The sequence below is a fragment of the Terriglobia bacterium genome, assembly GCA_020072645.1.
Lineage (GTDB): Bacteria > Acidobacteriota > Terriglobia > Terriglobales > Acidobacteriaceae > Angelobacter.
Map to the genome: position 1 here is coordinate 104254 of JAIQGK010000017.1, position 18196 is coordinate 122449.

Consider the following 18196-nt stretch of genomic DNA (forward strand, 5'->3'; position numbering starts at 1 on the left):
TTCCTTTTCCCTGCCTACGGGCGCAGCAGCGCCTTGATCGCGCGCCGCTCGTCCATGGCTCGGTATCCCTCTGCTACCTGGTCGAGAGGCAGCGTGAGGTCGAATACTTTTCCGGGGTTGATCTTTCCTTCGAGAACGAGTTTGATCAAGTCTGGCAAGTAACGCCGCACGGGAGCAGGGCCGCCGTGGAAACGGACGAGTGTGAAGAACACCTGTTGGAGGTCGAGGTGCGCGTCATGGGGAACGCCGACGTAGCCGATGGAACCACCCGGCCGGGTGGACCGGATCGCCTGCATCATCGATTCCAAGGTGCCAACGCATTCGAGTACACAGTCCGCGCCGATGCCTTTGGACATTTCCTTGATGCGAGCTACGCCGTCATCTCCGCGTTCCGTGACGATATCGGTGGCTCCGAACTCCTTCGCCAGCTTCTGCCGCGACGCGTGGCGGCTCATGGCGATGATGCGCTCGGCTCCCATCTGCTTTGCCGAAAGGACGCCGAGCAGACCGACGGCACCATCTCCAACGACCACGACGGTCGAGCCGGACTTTACATTCGCTGCATCTGCCGCAAACCAGCCTGTTCCGAGCACATCAGACACGGCAAGAAGGCTCGGAAGGAGATCATCCGTTGGTTTTTCACGCGTGGCGATGAGCGTGCCGTCGGCGAGCGGTACTCGAGCATACGGCGCTTGCGCTCCCGTCATGAATTCGAGCTGCTGGCATCCGGACTGGTATCCGGCGCGACAGTTTGGACAGGTATTGTCGGAGATACAGAACGATCCGATGACAAATTGGCCGGGCTTCACCGTCTTCACCGCGCTGCCTACTTCCTCGACGTAGCCGCAATACTCATGTCCCATCGCCTGGGGCCCAGCGACGGGCTGAATGCCTCGATAGGGCCACAAGTCAGAGCCGCACACGCAGCTAACAGCGAGGCGAATAACGGCGTCTGTACGCTTGAGGATCTTTGGTTCGGGACGCTCTTCGAAGCGAACGTCCCGCGCACCGTAAAGAACAGTTCCTTTCATTGTCTTTCCTTTCTGCTCTGATTCTCCCTGTAGTCGATTAGCGGCCCACCAGTTTCTGAAGATGTTCAGGGTACCGAGCGCCTCGTAATTCGAGCTTCGACGTCGCCTCATCCAACTGCCGAACATCAGCATCCGTCAGGGTGACGATCGCCGCACCGATATTTTCCTCAAGCCGGTGCAACTTCGTCGTGCCGGGGATCGGGACAATCCAAGGCTTCTGGGCAAGCAGCCAAGCGAGCGCGATCTGGGCTGGCGATGCTTTCTTTTGGTTTGCAAACTCCCCAATGAGATCTACTAACGCTTGATTCGCTTCCCGATTCTCTGGCGAGAAACGAGGAACGACGTTACGAAAGTCGTTCTTGTCGAACTGGGTATCCTTGCTGATCGCGCCGGTGAGGAAGCCCTTTCCAAGCGGACTGAAGGGCACGAAACCGATGCCGAGCTCTTCGAGCGCGGGAATTACTTCCTGCTCAGGTTCTCTCCAGAACAAGGAATATTCGCTCTGCAGGGCGGTGACGGGCTGCACCGCGTGCGCGCGACGAATCGATTCGACGCCTGCTTCAGACAGGCCGAAGTGTTTAACCTTACCTTGGTGAATCAGTTCCTTCACCGCACCCGCGACATCTTCCATTGGAACGTCGGGGTCTACCCGGTGCTGGTAGAAGAGATCGATCCGATCAGTGTTGAGACGTCGCAGAGATGCTTCGGCGACTTCTTTGATGTGTTCTGGCCGACTATTAAGCCCAGACTGTTTACCCTCGACGATGTTGAAGCCGAACTTCGTGGCGATCACCACCTGGTCGCGAAACGGTAATAGCGCCTCACCCACCAGTTCCTCGTTTGCGAAAGGTCCATAAACCTCGGCAGTGTCGAAGAATGTTACGCCGCGTTCTACCGCGGCACGAATCAACGAAATGCCCTCCTGCTTATTTACTGCCGGTCCATAGCCGAAGCTCATGCCCATACAGCCGAGGCCAATGGCCGAGACTTCCAAGCTGCTCTTTCCAAGTTTGCGTTTTTGCATTCGAAACTCCTATAACGTGAAGATCTTTTGGTTAACCGCGCATTCGTCCCGATTCAACGATTCGAAAACTTCAGCACTGCCTCAGGAAGTCGTGCGCCCTTGACTTCAATTCTCGACGCCGCTTCATCAATTTCGCGAAGATCGTCTGAGGTCAGTTCGACCTCCGCCGCGCCGATGTTTTCTTCCAGGCGGTGCAATTTCGTAGTGCCCGGAATCGGGACGATCCACGGCTTTTGCGCGAGCAGCCAAGCGAGTGCGATCTGCGCCGGTGTCGCGCGCTTCCGCTCGCCGACTCTCTTCAGCAGGTCAACGACGGCCACGTTAGCGGAGCGAGCATCTGCTGCAAAGCGTGGAGAGGCGTTCCGCGAGTCCGCCGGATCGAACGTCGTTGACGCATCGATCTTTCCGGTCAGGAACCCGGCACCAAGCGGACTCCATGGAACGAAGCCGATGCCCAACTCCTCGCAGATAGCGAGCACCCCGTTGTGCTCGACATCGCGCGTCCATAACGAGTACTCGCTCTGAACGGCCGTTACCGGCTGAACTGAATGTGCGCGTCGAATCGTGGTCGCGCTCGCCTCCGAGAGGCCGTAGTGCTTCACCTTCCCCTGCGCGATCAGTTCCTTCACCGTGCCCGCGACATCTTCGATCGGGACATCCGGATCGACACGGTGCTGGTACAACAGGTCGATGGTTTCGACCTTTAAGCGCCGAAGCATTGCTTCCACTACCAGTCGGATGTGCTCGGGCCGACTGTTAAGACCGCCTCTGCGTTCCCCGGTTTTCTGGTCAATGTCCCACCCGAACTTCGTTGCGACTACCACCTGATCGCGGACTGGCGCGAGAGCCTCTCCGACAAGCTCTTCGTTTGCAAACGGCCCATACGCTTCGGCGGTGTCGAAAAAAGTGACGCCTCGTTCGTGCGCCGAGCGAATTATGCGAATGCCCTCCTCACGGGGAAGCGGCAGGCCGTACATTCCGGTGAGGCCCATACAGCCATATCCAAGAGCAGAAACTTCTAAATCACTTCGTCCTAGTGTGCGCTTTTGCATGTCAAATCTCCTGCTAGGAGCAGCCGCGAAAAAACAGCGCCGTCCTGCGATGTTTGCGTTGGCAGTCTTTGTCAGGCGGTCGTGCCGCCATCAACTGCGATGGCGTCGGCCGTGATGAAACTAGCAGCATCGGAGCAGAGCCACACCACAGCCTCGGCGATTTCGTCGGGTTGTGCAGTACGACCGATCGGCGCGGATGCGACCATCTGCTGGCGGTGTTCGGGGTTGCTGCCATAGTCAGCGGTCATGGGTGTTTCGACCCAGCCGGGGCAGATAGCATTGACGCGGATGCCTTGGGATGCGTATTCGACGCCGGCGCCCTTGCTGAGACCCACGACACCATGCTTGCTCGCGGTGTAGGCCGCAAGACGAGGTGTCGCGCGCAAGCCGGCAACAGAGGATATGTTCACTATCGCTCCGAAACCCTGCCGCACCATCTGAGCGAGTTCGTACTTCATGCAGAGCCAGACGGCGGTCAAGTTAATCGAGATCACCCGATCCCATTCCTGCTCGGAATGCTCGTGAGTCGCGACACGCTCGTTGATCACACCGGCGTTATTAACGGCGTAGTCGAGTCGACCGAAGTGCTCGACCGTGCGCGCAACCATCGCGCTCGCCTGGCTCGCATGGGTCACGTCAGCGGAAACCGCGAGCGCTTTGAAACCTTCAGCGATCAACTGCGTCACCTCTTTGTTGATCACTTCCGTGCGCCGTGCGCAGAGTGCAATGCTCGCACCCGCCTTCGCGAACTTTCGCGCGGTCGCCAACCAGATTCCGCCGCTTGCCCCGGTGACGAGAGCGACTTTTCCCTCCATGTTCCTGTTCATCTCTGCAATGCCTCCTCTTAATGGTGCTGCGGGTCGAAGTGGCTCAACCATAGACTTCGCGGCCGGTTCCCCGCGCTCCTTGCACGACGAAATTCGCGGCGGCCGCATCGATCTCGTGAAGATCCTCGGGCGTAAGCTCGATATCAACTGCGCCAATATTTTCCAGCAAGCGCGCCAGCTTTCGCGTGCCAGGGATTGGCACGATGAAGGGGTTCTGGGCCAGCAGCCACGCGATGGCGATCTGTGCAGGGGTCGCCTTCTTGCGACGCGCAATGACTCCGAGCAGATCGATCAGCGGCTGGTTGGCCTTCATTGCCTCCGCTGTGAAGCGGGGGAACCAACTGCGGACGTCAGACTTGTCGAACGTAGTTTCGCTCTTCACGGTTCCGGTCAGAAACCCTTGCCCGAGCGGACTCCAGGGGACGAAGCCAACGCCAAGCTCTTCGCACGTAGGCAGCACCTCGGCCTCCGGGTCCCGCGTCCACAACGAATATTCGCTCTGCATGGCGGCCACCGGCAGAACGGCGTGCGCCCGCCGCAACGTCTGCGCCGAGGCTTCGGAGAGACCAAAGTATCTGACCTTGCCTTGGGAGATCAGATCCTTAACGGTCCCGGCCACGTCCTCGATCGGCACGTTCGGATCAACGCGGTGCTGGTAGAGCAGGTCGATGTGATCGGTTCGCAGGCGCTTGAGCGAAGCCTCGGTCACTTTCCGGATATGCTCCGGTCGGCTGTCGAACCTCCCGGAGCGCTCCCCTGTCTTCGGATCGATGTCGAAGCCGAATTTCGTCGCGATTATCACGCGGTCGCGAACCGGCTGCAGTGCTTCGCCGACGAGCTCCTCGTTAGTGAAAGGGCCATACACTTCGGCCGTGTCGAAGAACGTGACTCCGCGATCGACTGCAGCTCGAAGAACGCCGATCATCTTCTGTTTGTCGTCGGTCGGGCCATAGTTCGTGCTCATGCCCATGCAACCAAACCCCAAAGCAGAAACTTCAGGACCGGCTCTTCCTAATTTACGTTTTTGCATAGATCACTCTTTATGTTGTGAGTTGAATTCCGATTAGAACTGTTACATTGCATTCGATACCTCTACCAACCATAGTTCCGGGCGGCCTTTCCACTGGACCAGATTCCTTCTTGTCGTGGACGCTTACATCATCCCCAAGACCGGATGGGTGACGTACGGCTTCTCAAGAGCCTGCACTTCTTCATCAGAAAGACGAATCTCTAATGCCGTGACCGCTTCTTCAACATGCGAGACTGCCGTAGTTCCCACAATGGGAGAAGTCACGTACGGCTTACTTAGCATCCACGCAAGTGACATCTGAGCCATCGAAATGCCGCGCGCCAGTGCCATTTTTTCTACATTGTTAATGACGACTTTATCAAGGTCATTGGTGCCATCCCAAACCCACTTAGAAACTTCGTCGATCTTTACACGCGGGGTAACTGTTCCCCACGGATGAGCCAAGCGACCACCGGCAAGCGGACTCCACGGAGTCAGGGCTATTTTTCGTTCCCGGCATAGTGGAATCATCTCCCGTTCCTCTTCGCGATAGATCAGGTTGTAGTGATTTTGCATCGATACGAATTTCGTCCAGCCATTTGTTTCCGCGATATTCTGCAAACGTTCAAACTCCCACGCATACATGGTCGAGGCACCCAGGTATCGCACCTTTCCGGCCTTCACGACGTCGTGAAGTGCTTCCATGATTTCTTCCTTGGGAGTCAAGGGGTCAAGTCGATGGATGGTGTAGAGATCGACGTAGTCCACGCCCAACCGTTTCAGGCTTTTGTCGATCTCGCTGAGAATTTCTTTACGCGAAAGACCGCCGCCATTTGGCTTTCCGGGGCGCATCTCCATTCGAACTTTCGTCGCAACAACAATCTCATCTCGATTTAGACTGAACTCTCGAATCAGCTTGCCCGTCACCTCTTCGCTGGTGCCGAGTTGATAGACGTTTGCCGTGTCAAAATAGTTAATGCCGAAATCAATCGCTTTTTTAAAGATGGGTTTTGCTTCTTCGAAATCACGAGCCCAGGGGAAAAGTCCGTGTTCCTTTCCTGGCTTGCCAAAGCTCATCATGCCAAGACAGATCTTTGAAACGTCGATGCCCGTATTTCCTAATTTGGTATATTTCATAGATTCTCCTTTTGCATGGTTTGTTTACCCCTAGGCTTCGGCGGTGTCGAAGAGCCTGACGCCGCGTTCGAATGCCGCACGGATCACAGAGATCGATTGCTGCTTGTCGGTCTCGGGACCGTAGCCGAAGCTCATTCCCATGCAGCCGAAGCCGAGAGCCGCGACCTCCAAGTTACCTTTTCCAAGTTTGTGCTTCTTCATAAGAACTCCTTCTGTATCCGGTGAAGCCTTCTGGTACCCACTTGCTTCGCTACTTCGATGCCGGTTGAAAGATGAGGGCAATCATGGGGATCCGAGAATTTCAGAACCACAACTTGCGCGCTCTGCCCATTTAGAAAAACGTGTTCGTTTTTCGGTTCGCCCTGATGATTACCTTAAGCTTCTGACGGCTCCTGTGATATGCACAGGCCGCCAAAGTGCATGCAGAAGACGCCAATCGAGATCGCTTTTATTTGGGTGGCGCAACCTGGCGTAGCTTAGCTTCTAGGAACGTCGTAACGGACCCACAGAGCACCAGCTTCGCGTTGTTCGACGGATTTGAGATTGAGAGGCACCGCTTTGTGGTTCGAGTCGGTGACGCCGTCGAACACTGCAGGAATTTCGTGACGACCGTCTAAACCAGGGAGCAGCAGCAAGCTGACTTCATCCACCAGCTCAGCTTGGAGAAAAGCGCCGTTGATGTGACCTCCGCCTTCCAGTAACAGCGTGCCTATGCCGAAATGTTCTCGCAGCAACTGAACTGCTCTTAAGAGATCGACAGAAGAGTTGCCTGCAACCACGTAGGAAATGTTCATCTCGCGAAGTATTGCCAGGTAATCAGTCGGAGCTTGCTCGCTCAGTACACAAATGAGGTGATCGCCGTCAATTTCCATGCGAGACCACCGAAGCTTACCAACGGTATCGACAGAGATCGCGTACGAGTCTGCGCGGCGGGCGATATGCACCGGCTGAGGGCCGGCAGGCGTGTTGGTTCTGGAAACGAATGGCTCGGCTTCTGCGAAGTGCTGCTGCATGGTCGTGCGCCCGCAGATCCATGCAGTCCCGCCTAGCTTTGCATGCAGCGCCTCGTATTCGCCGTGACGCATGATGTCCCGCAGCGCAGAGCCGTCGATCTTCCCATCGATTGTCGAAGCCATGTGGCAAATGATGTAAGGTCTCGTTCCGCTCATGAGGCTACCTTCAACCGCTGTTCGCGCCAACGGGCTGGCGGAATGCCTTCCCACATCCGGAAGGCTCGCACGAACGAATTAGCGTCTTCGTACCCGAGTAAGTATGCAGCTTCATTCAGTTCGAGGATTGGATTAACCAGATAGTTGCGTGCTAAATGATGCCGGGCATCTTCCAGGACGCGCTGGAAGCTACAGCCTTCGTCCTGCAATCGCCGCTGCAGTGTGCGTGGGCTCATATGCAGAGCATCGGCAATATCGTCGATGGTGGGTCGCTTGCCTGTGAGCTTTTCTTGAATCGCTATTCGGACGCGATCCAGGAAGCTCTCGTTCAGATCGGCTTGCTTCAGTTCTTGTTCGAACTGCGGCGCGAGCATACCGAGAAGTTCGGCATTGCGCGTAACGAAGGGCTTCATCGCATCCGACGCACGGAAGATGATTGCGTTCCGGGGAGCACCGAAGACCACGGGACATCCGAAGTGGCGCTCGATGGTCTTCACATGCTTGCGTGGTTGAATGAACTCGACACGAAGGGGGGAGAGGCGACTACCCGTGCCGTGCCGGGCGATTGAGAGCACCCAGGCAAAGGCACATTCGATCAGTACTGGTGGTTCGACCTCTTTTGCAAGAAGCCAGTGGAATTGGATGCTCCACTCCACATCACCCTTCTTTTGCAGGATCTCCTCCGGGCAAGTGAGTTGCTTATAGCGGGCCATCCGGTCGATGCCATCACCGAAGTTCTCTGAAGAGAGGGAAGCAAGACCGATCGGGTGGAACCGTTCAGTCCTATTCTCAGTTCCGAGCTGGAGACCGATCGCCGGATTTGGGGTGACTTCCCCAATGGCTCGCCATAGTGCGAAATACTCGTCAGTCTTCAGAAGAGAGAGTGGCTGATCGCGAAGGGCCTGTGGAAGTCCCGCTCTGCGCAGCACAGTTGACGCAGAAAGCCCAAGCTCTTCCATCTTCGTGAAGTTGCTTCCAGAGAAACGAAGGTGCTTGCTCATCTTCTTACCCAATTGTTCAACGACGCCATGTCGATCGAGAAGCGGTACTTCACATCCGACTTCAACAACCGCTCGCAAGCCTCATTGACCTTCTGAATGGGGATAATCTCGACGTCAGCGGGGATGTTGTGCTTGCCGCAGAAATCAACGATGCTTTCGCGTCGTGGGACCTTGGTAAAGACCAACGGCGAAACAGCACTCGCAGTTGAATAAGCCCTTGCTTCGAACATGCACTTGAATTTTAGACGCCCCAGGGGGCCCCGCGCTATGCAAAACGCGCCATTGTGCATGCAAAGCACGTTAACATTGGCGCACACTGCAGTGGAGATCACCTGGTGAAGGACACTAAGGCTCAGCTCGTGCGTCCAACCTCCTACAGCAGCTTCTCCCGATTGTTGTCGGATAACCGCAATTCGGAAACAATCAAACAATTTCAATAGTGTTGTCTCCTTTCAACAAGCCCGAGTCGAAACACTAAGTTCCTGCGTCTGAGTGCGCAGAGGTACTCAATGATCGGCAACGCACTCCTTTTGGCCCTGACGCTTTTCATGGCGTTTGCATTCCTGCTGATGGATCGGCTGAAATTCCTGATTCCTTACCGTCAGGTTATCTTTCGTGACTACGGATGGGCGATTGGCCTTTATGCCGTCTTGCTTTTTGCCAATTTGTTCGCCGCGTTCTTCCTGCTCGCCAGACGGTTCTTTCTCAAGCACACCGGCCAGAAGCTCGTGTACGTGGACAAGCAGCTCAGGATCGGAGAGGACGACCTCTCAACTGAGATTCGCGAGCGGTCCGAGGAGTAGAGATGGGCCGCTCCCTGAATGACGATTCCCTAAGACCCAGTCAAGACCGGGCCACATCTACCGACCAGTCCCCACGCCAGATTTCTCACGAGAACCGAGAGCACGACTCCAAAAGCATCTACCAAAGTCGCGGCCAAAGGTATCGGTTGAACTCCGACCAGTCAAGAATGCTTCAGGACCTGGGAGGCTTCAGAACAATCACCGCGAACTCTCTGCGGAAACATCTTTACGACAACAAGGATGAACGCTTCCGCAAAGACCTACGAAGTCTTCGTGAGCAACGCCTTCTTACCGTCCACTCCGGTTCGAGGGCAAATGGCGAATACATCTCTTTGACAAGAGCCGGGAAGGAACTTACGCAGTCGGCCCTCTCCAAACGAGACCAAGCCGTCTACTCGGGAATTGTGAAGAAACGGGAACTCCGCCACGATGCTGCTATCTATGACGTGTATCAAAAAGAGGCCAACAAAATCTCAAAGGGGGGCGGCACACCGAAACGAGTCGTGCTCGACTTCGAGTTAAAAAAGCAGGTCAATCGCCACCTCGCGACAATCCAGACCATTCCGCCGGCAGAGCGCGAGCGGCTACGTCAGGAAATTGCCGAGGCGCACGGACTAAAGATCGTTGAAGGCAAGATTCAGTTCCCGGATGTTCGCATCGAATTCGAGTCCAGAGATCAGGAGCAATGCAAGGTGGACCTTGAATGTGTGACCGGACATTACAAGGCCCGTCAGATCGCAGCCAAGGCCGCAGCGGGATTCAAGCTTTACAACCAGGACTATCGCGGAAGGTCAGCCGAACGCGGTGAGGACTTGATCGGTGAGGTGATGTCGCTATGAAAATTCATCCAGAGGCCATCGCAGCCCTAACGCAATTTGGGTACACGCCGCGAGAAGCGGAGTTTCTATACATCGTGGCTGTGCACTCGGGGTTCTTTCTTCAGCGGCAGTTCATGCAGTTTGTGGATGTTGCTGGCCGAGGTCCGGCCACATATTTCCTCAAGAAAGCCATCCAGAAACAGCACGTGAGGGAACACCTACCCGAGCGCGGCACCCAGAAGATTTACCACCTGTTCTCACGCATGGTCTATGCCGCACTCGGGAACGAGAATTCTCGCCACCGCAAGCCGGGGCGCTACGGACTATTGGAGAAAGCAGCCGTTAGAGTCCTCGGCTTGGACTTTGTGCTGTCACATCTCGACTGCCAATTCCTCGAAGAAGAGACCGACAAAGTTTCCTATTTCGCCGAGGCGAAACATGTCAGGCCAGATGCCTTGCCCGCGAAACTCTTTCGCGGACAGACGGGGGCAGAAACGCGCCGCTACTTCGTTGAGAAGTTCCCAATATTTATCTCAGGGGACGCATCGGCATCGCTTACGAATTTCACTTACATCGAGGACGACATTCGTTCTTTACAAACCTTTGCTTCCTTCATCCAGAGGTATCGGGCTTTGTTTGATGCTTTGAGCGGCAGTTTCAAATTGATCTTCGTCTCGACCTCCACAACGAGCTTTTCATCCGCGAGAGAGGTATTTACTCAGGCTTTGTCAGGAACCGAGCGCCACCGGGAAAAAAGACACCTTGCAACGTTTTTCAGGCTGCGGAAGATGGCCGAAGAAAAGCGCTTCAAAGAACTCGCCCACCGAGAGGTAATTGAGTGGCAACGCGGGCTCAAACGGTACTCCGATGCCAAATACGAGAGGCAGTACCAGAATTGGAAACAAACAGGAAAGCTGCCGGAGATCGACTGTGAGGCCGAGATCGGTAGTCCTGGCGAGCATTTTGAAACATTCCTCGTAGCGCCGAACCTTGGGCGGCTAGGCCCATCTGCGGTCGAAGGAGCCGCCCAATCATCCGCCCAACCTCCGGGACAGGAGCGCAGTGCGTAAGGAGCTTAAAACAATGGAGATTCCAAACATGGCTGCGAAAACAGATACGAGGTCAAGTGCAACGGTACTGCGGGGAGCGACCCCACCCGCCGCCTAACGCGGCGTGTCCGTGACCGGCTTCGGAGGTCGCTCCCCGCAGTACCGCCAGTGAAATGAAGAGGAGGATGAGATGCCAATTATTCAGGTCGAGAAAAAGCAATCAAGAACTCAGATCAAAGCTGCAATCGAAAACGACTTGCAGGAGACATTGCGGGCCTATTGCCGGTTCAGTGGCGCTACGAATGACCAAGTAGTTTCTGGCGCGCTGAAATTCTTGTTCCAAAGCGACGGCGAATTCAAACCGTGGTACGACCTTCACAAGAATGATTCGCAACCACGCCGCGGTCCACGCAGGCGCGTCCCGACAGACCAGAATCACAACGGGATTACTCAATCGTCAGACAAGAGTCTTCCAACGAGTGCCTCGAAAAGGTGAGTTGCCATGCTGGAGAGAATCGCCAATTCGCGGACGTTTGTGAGCTTGGTTCTTGCCGGCATGACCGGATTGATGCTCTTCACTATGTACCCATTTCCCCAGGGCAACCTCTACCTGCAATACGTGGCCCTCAGAGACCCGCTCGTTTACTCGGTTCTCGCCGGGAGCTACACGCTGTTCTTGTTTACTACGCCGTTCTTCATTTACTCCGCCGCTTTCTCAGGGATCTATGTGTTGAGCTTTGCTCGGAAGCGGAAACAGAAGCGGCACTCGCTTCCGCCATATCCCGATCCAAAACTCAGGGACGATCTGTTCCTCGTCATCGGAGAGATTCATCACCCGACAAGAGTTACTCACGCCAGCGACCCGCAATGGCTGACGATTCCAGAAAAAGGATTGTTTACTGGCATCGGAGTGTTCGGGGCAGTTGGAACGGGAAAAACAACATGCTGTATGCGTCCATTTGCCGAGCAGCTCATCGCGTTCAACGCTAATGAGCCGGCCAAACGGATTGGCGGGCTCGTGCTGGAGGTCAAAGGAGATTTCTGCCACCAGATTCGGGAGATTGCCCGACAGCATGACCGCGAGGACGACTACGTGGAAATCGCCTTGAATTCTGACTACCGCTACAACCCTCTGCATAACGACCTGGATTCATCAGCTTTGGCCTATAGCGTCGCTTCGCTGCTAAACAATTTGTACGGACATGGCAAAGAGCCATTCTGGCAACAGGCCTATACCAATATGCTTCAGCACATCATTCTGCTGCATAAGGTGCTCTACGATTACGTGACGTTCTTTGATGTTTACGAGTGCGCGATCTCACCCCCGAAGCTTGAAAAACGAATTGAGGAGGGCAAAGCCAGATTCGAGACTCGCGAGTACGTCTGCGTAACCCCCGAGGTATATGGAAACGAAAAGTTCGCCAACACGTTTGCAGAAATCGCCTTCGCATATGACGACCCCAAAGGGGTGTACAAGGCTCCGGCATCGGCCAGATTGGAAGAACTCCTCAGCAAGCAAGGAACTGCTCTCGAATACCAGAGATTCACCATCGAGGCTTCGTCTGGCCTGGACGACATCAAGCGGCAGCAATTGGAAGCTGTAAAGCGCTGGTATTTCGACGACTGGATGGGGTTGGAAAAAAAGCTACGCAGCTCGATTGTCGAAGGCGTTTCTATTTTCCTCTCACTCTTCGACATCAATCCGGCAGTGAAGCGGATTTTCTGCCCGCCCAAGCAAACCTACGATCCAGCAGTCAATGTGCCCGATGAGAACGGGTCCTTCCCCTATGGGAAGCCCTTTCCGTCATTCAATTGGCTGATCGAGCACGGAAAGATATGCGCCCTCAACTTCCCGATTTCCTTGAACGCCAGTCTCGCCAGAATTCTCGGAACGATGCTCAAGTTGGATTTTCAGCGGGCAGTTCTGGGCCGAATACCGGAGATGGAACGCGATCGGGAAAGGTATTTCCGGCAAGTCTTCTTGATGTGTGATGAATACCAGAGTTTTGCCACAGTCGGCGAGAGTGATCCAATCGGCGACGAAAAGTTCTTCAGTTTGTCACGGCAATCGAAATGTATCCCCATTGTCGCAACACAGAGCATCAGTTCGTTGAAGTCAACGCTCTCCGGCGACAGCTACAGGACGCTTCTCCAAACCTTCCGCACAAAGATATTCCTGGCTCTTGCGGACGATTTCTCAACCAGACTCGCTAGCGAATTGTGTGGCCGTGAGGACAGGCCGTTCGTGACCTACAACATCTCCGAATCTGGGCAGGATTCAAAACTGAGCCTACTGACGGGAAAGACCGTTTCAGATCGAGGCAGCATCAGCGCTTCCAAAAGCTACAGCGTGAGGCTCGATTACAGATTCAGCCAGAAGTTTCTCGCAGAACTCGCCAACGCTCAGGCAGTCGTACTCCCGTATGACGGTCTGAATCCAATGGAGGCCACGCTCTGCTATTTGAAGCCGTATTACCTCGACCCGAATGTTTCCTATTTTGACCAGATCGCCCGTGGGCTGTTGTGAGGGAAGCCATGCAGTTTGAAACGATACTTCCATTTCTGAGGCCGATAGAACACCTCATTCTGGACCCGGACATCTCCGAAATCATGGTGAACGCGGGATCGCAGATCTTCATTGAAAAGCGTGGGCAGCTCACCCAGGTTCCAGGCATCACCATTTCTGAGCAGGCGCTCAACGCTGCCGTGCGAAACATTGCGCGCCGATTAGGGGATGATATCTCCGAAGAGAAGCCGATCTTGGATTCCCGCCTGCCAGACGGGAGCCGCGTGGCCGCAGTGCTTCCACCTTGCAGTATTGACGGAATCACCCTCACAATCCGCAAATTCAACACCAGACACTTCACGATGGCGGACCTCATAGAAAACGGGACGCTCGCAGCGGACGCCGCCGAGTTGCTCCGCGAGAAGGTCACCAATCGACAAAACATCCTCATCAGCGGAGGGACAGGTAGTGGCAAGACTACGCTGCTAAATATCCTTGCCGATTCCATCTCAGACGATGAACGGATTCTCCTCATAGAAGACACCGCCGAGTTGAACATCCGCAAAAGCAATCTCGTGCGATTTGAAACTCGCCGCGAGCAGGCAGGATTGTCAGCCGTAACCGTCCGCGACTTGCTGAAGGCGGCTCTGCGCCACAGGCCGGACAGAATCATCGTGGGCGAAGTGCGTGGGGGAGAAGCGTTTGATTTACTCCAGGCATTGAATACGGGACACGCAGGCAGTCTCTGTACGCTTCACGCGAATTCCGCTCGCCAAGCCGTCACCCGCTTTGCAGATTGCGTCCTACAGAGCGGTATCGAGCTGCCGCACCGGGCGATCATGGCAAACATTGGAAGCGCAGTGGACCTTTTGGTCCACATCGGTAGGACTAAAGGGCAGCGTGCAGTTTCAGAGATCGCCGTGATGCGAGGGTTTGATAACGAAAGAAACGAATGCAGACTCGACGACCTGAATCCCTGGGATCATCTCCCTCCGCGAAGTTGATAAGCCGTGGTGAGGATTCCGGCCATTCTGAACGCTGTTCCGAGGAGGATGAGTGGCATTAAGGTACGATCCGAAGAGCTCGCGAAAGTGCGACAATAGGCATTTCATATTGTCATGAGTAAGAAGTTTCCAGTGAACGCTCCATGTCCCTGTGGGTCAGGGAAGAAATACAAGAAATGCCACGGCAGCGTCAGAACTGCCGAAAAGACTCCCCTCTTGCGGACCCCAGAGACCTTCGGCCAAGATCTCATCGCCTACACTGATGAAAGCGGGAACTCCGGGAGCCATCTCTTCGACCCCAATCAACCGGAGTTCTGGACGGGAACACTCATCACACAGCCGAACTTCGAGGCAATTGCCGCACCGGTGGTAGCGGAATGCCTGGCGGTGCTCGGCCAGCATGAACTTCACGGAAATGCGTTGGGACTCTCCGGCATCGACAAGATCGGGGATAAGCTCGGCAGATTGTTCGCGAAGACTGGTTCGAGGTTTCTGTTCACAAAAATTGACAAGGTTCATTTCGCCGCGACAAAGTTTGCCGACACAGTACTCGACAGCGGGACGAACCAGGCAATGAGCCTATTTCAGTATGGACCCCCGGCAACCCGCCTGCCGTTGGCGGTTCAGCTAATCCAGCTACTGGAAAAGGATGACCTGGTTCAATGGTGGAAAGCATTCGAGCAAAACGACGGCGCGGCGTTCTCCGAAATGATGAAGATCCCGCTCGAACGCTTGGAGTTGCTCCATAAGAAGAAAGTCTATGACGACCGGACCGTACAGCTGTTGCGGGATGCTCTGACGTGGGGGATGGCACACCCAAAACAACTAATGGAGGGAGGATACCACCCACTGCATGCACCGAACGTAGTAGCAATCACACTGATTGTGGATATGCTGCATACCCTCCACGAGCAGACCGGCACACGGGTGGTGAAGTTTATTCACGACGAGCAGAACCAGTTCATGAAGCATTTGAAGTTAATGCACGACCACTCAAAGCAGTTCCAACTTGATACGTCCAATGTGTGCAATCCGCTGCCAGTAGTTCGCGGAGCCTTGACGTTTGACTGCAATCTGGAATCCGCGCAGTCAAATAACCGCGTCGGCCTACAGCTCATTGACGCTGTGCTTTGGCTCGTGCGGCGCTTCCTCAGAACGAAGGGAGAGATTGACGGCGATGCGCGCCGGCTCGCCATCTATGTCATTGCGAACGGCGACATCACAACTTTTGACAGGCCCACCATGATCAAGCACACAAAATCCGTCGTCGATGAACTCTACAGTTTGCCTCTGTCAGAACAACAAATGAAGGATGGAATGAGGTTGGCAAAGGAATTCGAGGAAAAACGAGTCGCTCGGATGAATTCACGGATTGAGAACGAATAGAACTGCGCGGCAATAGCGCATCATAAAGCTGAAGTGAAGTCTCGTGATCCCCCTATCATTAGAGATGGTTTCTCATGCCCAGAGCGGCTCCCGTTGGCGCTAACCTTGGATCTGGGGTCGCCGTGAATAGGGGATCAGGGATGACGCCGACGAGCACCCTAGACCAATTTGACGCGACATCTCCGTCCTGGACGAGCCTACCGGAGGCAAGACCTTCTGCCCTGGTCGCAGAACAAAACGTCGCTAGATGCGATTAAGTGATGACGTATTGAAACACGCGCTATGGCCGGGTTAGCAATGTCATTTGCCCATGGCGCGATCTGACAATGGGAGAAAAGCAAGAACACAGGCAGACGTCCGCCCGGAGCGCAATGCCTCATTTCTTTGATATCTATATGAAAATAGGCTATTAGCAGAATCAGCTTGTATCGGCGCAGCAGTATTTGCTTGTATGTGTTCGGCATGATACGCTTGCATTCGTACAGCATAATAAGCTTGTGATAATACGCAAAGGAATGCCCTTATACAAATGCCGCAACCGAATCAAAAATTGGCTGAATCGCTGGCAGTCCTTCAGGAGCTTCAGAAGGATGGGCGGCGCATATTCCGGTCGGACGACCTAAGCCGCACGCATCGGGAGCGTTTGCTCGCCAACGGGTTCCTACAGGAAGTGATGAAAGGCTGGCTGATGTCTTCCAGCCCGAGCGCCAGCGCCGGCGACAGCACCCCATGGTATGCGTCGTTCTGGGAATTCTGCGGGCGTTATTGCAATGACCGGTTTGGGAACGAGTGGCATCTGTCGCCAGAACAATCGATTCTCCTGCAAGCCGAAAATACCGTCATCCCGACCCAGGTCGTGGTCTACAGCCCCAAAGGCACAAACCACAAGATGGACCTGTTGTTCGGCACATCGCTCTACGACCTGAAACAGGCCGAGATGCCACCTCCAGCAGACCTGTCAATGAAGAACGAACTCCGCGTGTTTTCTCCGGCGGCTGCGTTGGTGAGAGCGCCCGAGGCGTTCTTAAGCCGCAATCCAATTGAGACCCAAGTCCTGCTCGCGAGCCTTGCAGACCCATCGGATGTGCTGCGACAGCTCCTGAGTGGCGCTCGCACGGTAAAAGCGGGACAGATCGCCGGCGCATTTCGCCGTATTGGTCGCGTACAAATTGCGGACGAAATCATCAGCACGATGAAAGCGGCAGGGCACGATGTGCGTGAGGCTGATCCCTTCGCGCCTGAGCAGACATTTAGCTCGTTGCCTGCATCTATATCGCCCATCGTCGGACGTATGCAGGCAATGTGGGAATCCATGCGTGGTGTAGTTATTGAGAATTTCCCCAAAGCGCAGGGGCTTCCCAAGAACCGGGATGAATATCTGCGCTTCGTGGACAATATCTACCAGAGCGATGCCTACCACTCACTGTCCATCGAGGGGTACAGGGTAACTCCGGCACTAATCGAGAGAGTGCAGAAGGGTGACTGGGACCCGGATCACCATGATGATGACCGCAAGAATCGCGACGCACTCGCGGCGCGCGGATACTGGCAGGCTTTCCAAAAAGTAAAGGAAACGGTTGCGAAAATAATTGCGGGTGCCAACCCTGGCACTTTGGCGCGCACCACTCACAGGGAGTGGTATCGCGAGTTGTTTCAACCCTGCGTAGCTGCGGGCTTGATTCCCGCCGAAGCTCTCGCCGGCTACCGGAATGATGCGGTCTATCTGCGAACATCACGGTATGTGCCGCCACGGTGGGAAGCTGTACGCGACGCCATGCCGTCGCTGTTCGATCTGCTCGAAAAGGAAACCGAGCCGAGCGTTCGTGCCGTCCTCGGACACTGGCTATTCGGATATATCCATCCGTATCCTGACGGCAACGGACGAATGGCTCGGTTTGTGATGAATGCGATGCTGGCCTCCGGTGGCTATCCGTGGACTGTGATCCGCGTTCGGGATCGCGACGCCTATCTCAGCGCCCTGGATCGCGCGAGTATCGATATGGACATCAAGTTGTTCGCGGTGTTTGTGGCGCAGCGCGTGCAGTGGTCCCTTGAACAACACGACCTCACGTTTCCAGAACCGGAAGCGAGATACATTTTCGATCGGGCCATAGTCGTATTTTGGGGCCAGGATGGGCAGAGGCGAGTCCGTTGCGCCATTAGCAGAGAAGCCCTCGACGACCACTTCAAAGGGGACGGCAAGGACAAGGTTGAAATATTTCAGGCGAACCGTCCGGCCATTGAGCAGTATGCGCGGGAAAAATATCTTGCTGGAGACACGGAATCTGACGGGTCCGTTCTTGTCCGCACGGGCGATTTGTAGCATCGACCCTTGGCGGGAGGAGTTGCTGAACGACTCTCGGAAAGAAGCGGCGATAGG

General features: G+C 55.1%; 16 protein-coding genes. 7 read left to right on the plus strand and 9 right to left on the minus strand.

The window, feature by feature from the left end:
- Positions 1-14 precede the first annotated feature (14 nt).
- The 9 genes from LAO76_22910 to LAO76_22950 form a co-directional block, all read right to left on the minus strand.
- Positions 15-1031: a zinc-dependent alcohol dehydrogenase family protein gene (locus LAO76_22910; protein MBZ5493780.1), complete on the minus strand. Its 1017-nt coding sequence runs from the start codon at positions 1029-1031 to the stop codon at positions 15-17.
- Positions 1032-1068: 37 nt separating this feature from the next.
- On the minus strand, positions 1069-2055 hold the full coding sequence (locus LAO76_22915) for an aldo/keto reductase (GenBank protein ID MBZ5493781.1): 987 nt from the start codon (positions 2053-2055) through the stop codon (positions 1069-1071).
- 53 nt (positions 2056-2108) lie between these two features.
- The gene (locus LAO76_22920) at positions 2109-3107 is read right to left on the minus strand and encodes an aldo/keto reductase (protein ID MBZ5493782.1); all 999 of its coding nucleotides are present in this window, start codon (positions 3105-3107) and stop codon (positions 2109-2111) included.
- A 71-nt stretch (positions 3108-3178) separates the two neighbouring features.
- A complete protein-coding gene (locus LAO76_22925; protein MBZ5493783.1) occupies positions 3179-3934 on the minus strand; it encodes a glucose 1-dehydrogenase in 756 nt (251 codons plus the stop codon).
- 43 nt (positions 3935-3977) lie between these two features.
- A complete protein-coding gene (locus LAO76_22930; GenBank protein MBZ5493784.1) occupies positions 3978-4964 on the minus strand; it encodes an aldo/keto reductase in 987 nt (328 codons plus the stop codon).
- 123 nt (positions 4965-5087) lie between these two features.
- Complete coding sequence (locus LAO76_22935) at positions 5088-6080, minus strand: aldo/keto reductase (protein MBZ5493785.1); 993 nt, start codon at positions 6078-6080, stop codon at positions 5088-5090.
- Positions 6081-6110: 30 nt separating this feature from the next.
- Positions 6111-6281, minus strand: coding sequence for an aldo/keto reductase (locus LAO76_22940; GenBank protein MBZ5493786.1), 171 nt, complete (start codon positions 6279-6281; stop codon positions 6111-6113).
- Between the two features lie 275 nt (positions 6282-6556).
- Positions 6557-7216 (minus strand): dihydrofolate reductase family protein, encoded by a 660-nt coding sequence (locus LAO76_22945; protein ID MBZ5493787.1) that lies wholly within the window; start codon positions 7214-7216, stop codon positions 6557-6559.
- 29 nt (positions 7217-7245) lie between these two features.
- Complete coding sequence (locus LAO76_22950) at positions 7246-8250, minus strand: AraC family transcriptional regulator (protein MBZ5493788.1); 1005 nt, start codon at positions 8248-8250, stop codon at positions 7246-7248.
- Positions 8251-8759: 509 nt separating this feature from the next.
- Between LAO76_22950 and LAO76_22955 the strand changes: the two genes are divergently transcribed.
- From LAO76_22955 to LAO76_22985, 7 genes are all read left to right on the plus strand, one after another.
- Entirely contained in the window at positions 8760-9053 is a 294-nt protein-coding gene (locus tag LAO76_22955) for a hypothetical protein (protein MBZ5493789.1), read from the plus strand.
- 167 nt (positions 9054-9220) lie between these two features.
- A complete protein-coding gene (locus LAO76_22960; protein ID MBZ5493790.1) occupies positions 9221-9892 on the plus strand; it encodes a hypothetical protein in 672 nt (223 codons plus the stop codon).
- Positions 9889-10941 carry a hypothetical protein gene (locus tag LAO76_22965; protein MBZ5493791.1) on the plus strand — a complete coding sequence of 351 codons (1053 nt, stop codon included), beginning with the start codon at positions 9889-9891 and terminating at the stop codon, positions 10939-10941. Before LAO76_22960 ends, LAO76_22965 begins: the two co-directional genes overlap by 4 nt.
- A 481-nt stretch (positions 10942-11422) precedes the next feature.
- The gene (locus LAO76_22970) at positions 11423-13447 is read left to right on the plus strand and encodes a type IV secretion system DNA-binding domain-containing protein (protein ID MBZ5493792.1); all 2025 of its coding nucleotides are present in this window, start codon (positions 11423-11425) and stop codon (positions 13445-13447) included.
- A gap of 8 nt (positions 13448-13455) precedes the next feature.
- A complete protein-coding gene (gene tadA, locus LAO76_22975; GenBank protein MBZ5493793.1) occupies positions 13456-14430 on the plus strand; it encodes a Flp pilus assembly complex ATPase component TadA in 975 nt (324 codons plus the stop codon).
- A 114-nt stretch (positions 14431-14544) separates the two neighbouring features.
- Positions 14545-15816, plus strand: a complete 1272-nt coding sequence (locus LAO76_22980) for an SEC-C domain-containing protein (GenBank protein ID MBZ5493794.1) — start codon at positions 14545-14547, stop codon at positions 15814-15816.
- A 529-nt stretch (positions 15817-16345) separates the two neighbouring features.
- Positions 16346-18139 (plus strand): DUF1488 family protein, encoded by a 1794-nt coding sequence (locus LAO76_22985; protein ID MBZ5493795.1) that lies wholly within the window; start codon positions 16346-16348, stop codon positions 18137-18139.
- The last annotated feature ends 57 nt before the right edge of the window (positions 18140-18196 follow it).

Coding starts and splice junctions, on each gene's coding strand:
- LAO76_22910 (MBZ5493780.1), bottom strand. CDS start 1,031: ATGAAAGGAACTGTTCTTTACGGTGCGCGGGACGTTCGCTTCGAAGAG.
- LAO76_22915 (MBZ5493781.1), bottom strand. CDS start 2,055: ATGCAAAAACGCAAACTTGGAAAGAGCAGCTTGGAAGTCTCGGCCATT.
- LAO76_22920 (MBZ5493782.1), bottom strand. CDS start 3,107: ATGCAAAAGCGCACACTAGGACGAAGTGATTTAGAAGTTTCTGCTCTT.
- LAO76_22925 (MBZ5493783.1), bottom strand. CDS start 3,934: ATGAACAGGAACATGGAGGGAAAAGTCGCTCTCGTCACCGGGGCAAGC.
- LAO76_22930 (MBZ5493784.1), bottom strand. CDS start 4,964: ATGCAAAAACGTAAATTAGGAAGAGCCGGTCCTGAAGTTTCTGCTTTG.
- LAO76_22935 (MBZ5493785.1), bottom strand. CDS start 6,080: ATGAAATATACCAAATTAGGAAATACGGGCATCGACGTTTCAAAGATC.
- LAO76_22940 (MBZ5493786.1), bottom strand. CDS start 6,281: ATGAAGAAGCACAAACTTGGAAAAGGTAACTTGGAGGTCGCGGCTCTC.
- LAO76_22945 (MBZ5493787.1), bottom strand. CDS start 7,216: ATGGCTTCGACAATCGATGGGAAGATCGACGGCTCTGCGCTGCGGGAC.
- LAO76_22950 (MBZ5493788.1), bottom strand. CDS start 8,250: ATGAGCAAGCACCTTCGTTTCTCTGGAAGCAACTTCACGAAGATGGAA.
- LAO76_22955 (MBZ5493789.1), top strand. CDS start 8,760: ATGATCGGCAACGCACTCCTTTTGGCCCTGACGCTTTTCATGGCGTTT.
- LAO76_22960 (MBZ5493790.1), top strand. CDS start 9,221: ATGCTTCAGGACCTGGGAGGCTTCAGAACAATCACCGCGAACTCTCTG.
- LAO76_22965 (MBZ5493791.1), top strand. CDS start 9,889: ATGAAAATTCATCCAGAGGCCATCGCAGCCCTAACGCAATTTGGGTAC.
- LAO76_22970 (MBZ5493792.1), top strand. CDS start 11,423: ATGCTGGAGAGAATCGCCAATTCGCGGACGTTTGTGAGCTTGGTTCTT.
- tadA (MBZ5493793.1), top strand. CDS start 13,456: ATGCAGTTTGAAACGATACTTCCATTTCTGAGGCCGATAGAACACCTC.
- LAO76_22980 (MBZ5493794.1), top strand. CDS start 14,545: ATGAGTAAGAAGTTTCCAGTGAACGCTCCATGTCCCTGTGGGTCAGGG.
- LAO76_22985 (MBZ5493795.1), top strand. CDS start 16,346: ATGCCGCAACCGAATCAAAAATTGGCTGAATCGCTGGCAGTCCTTCAG.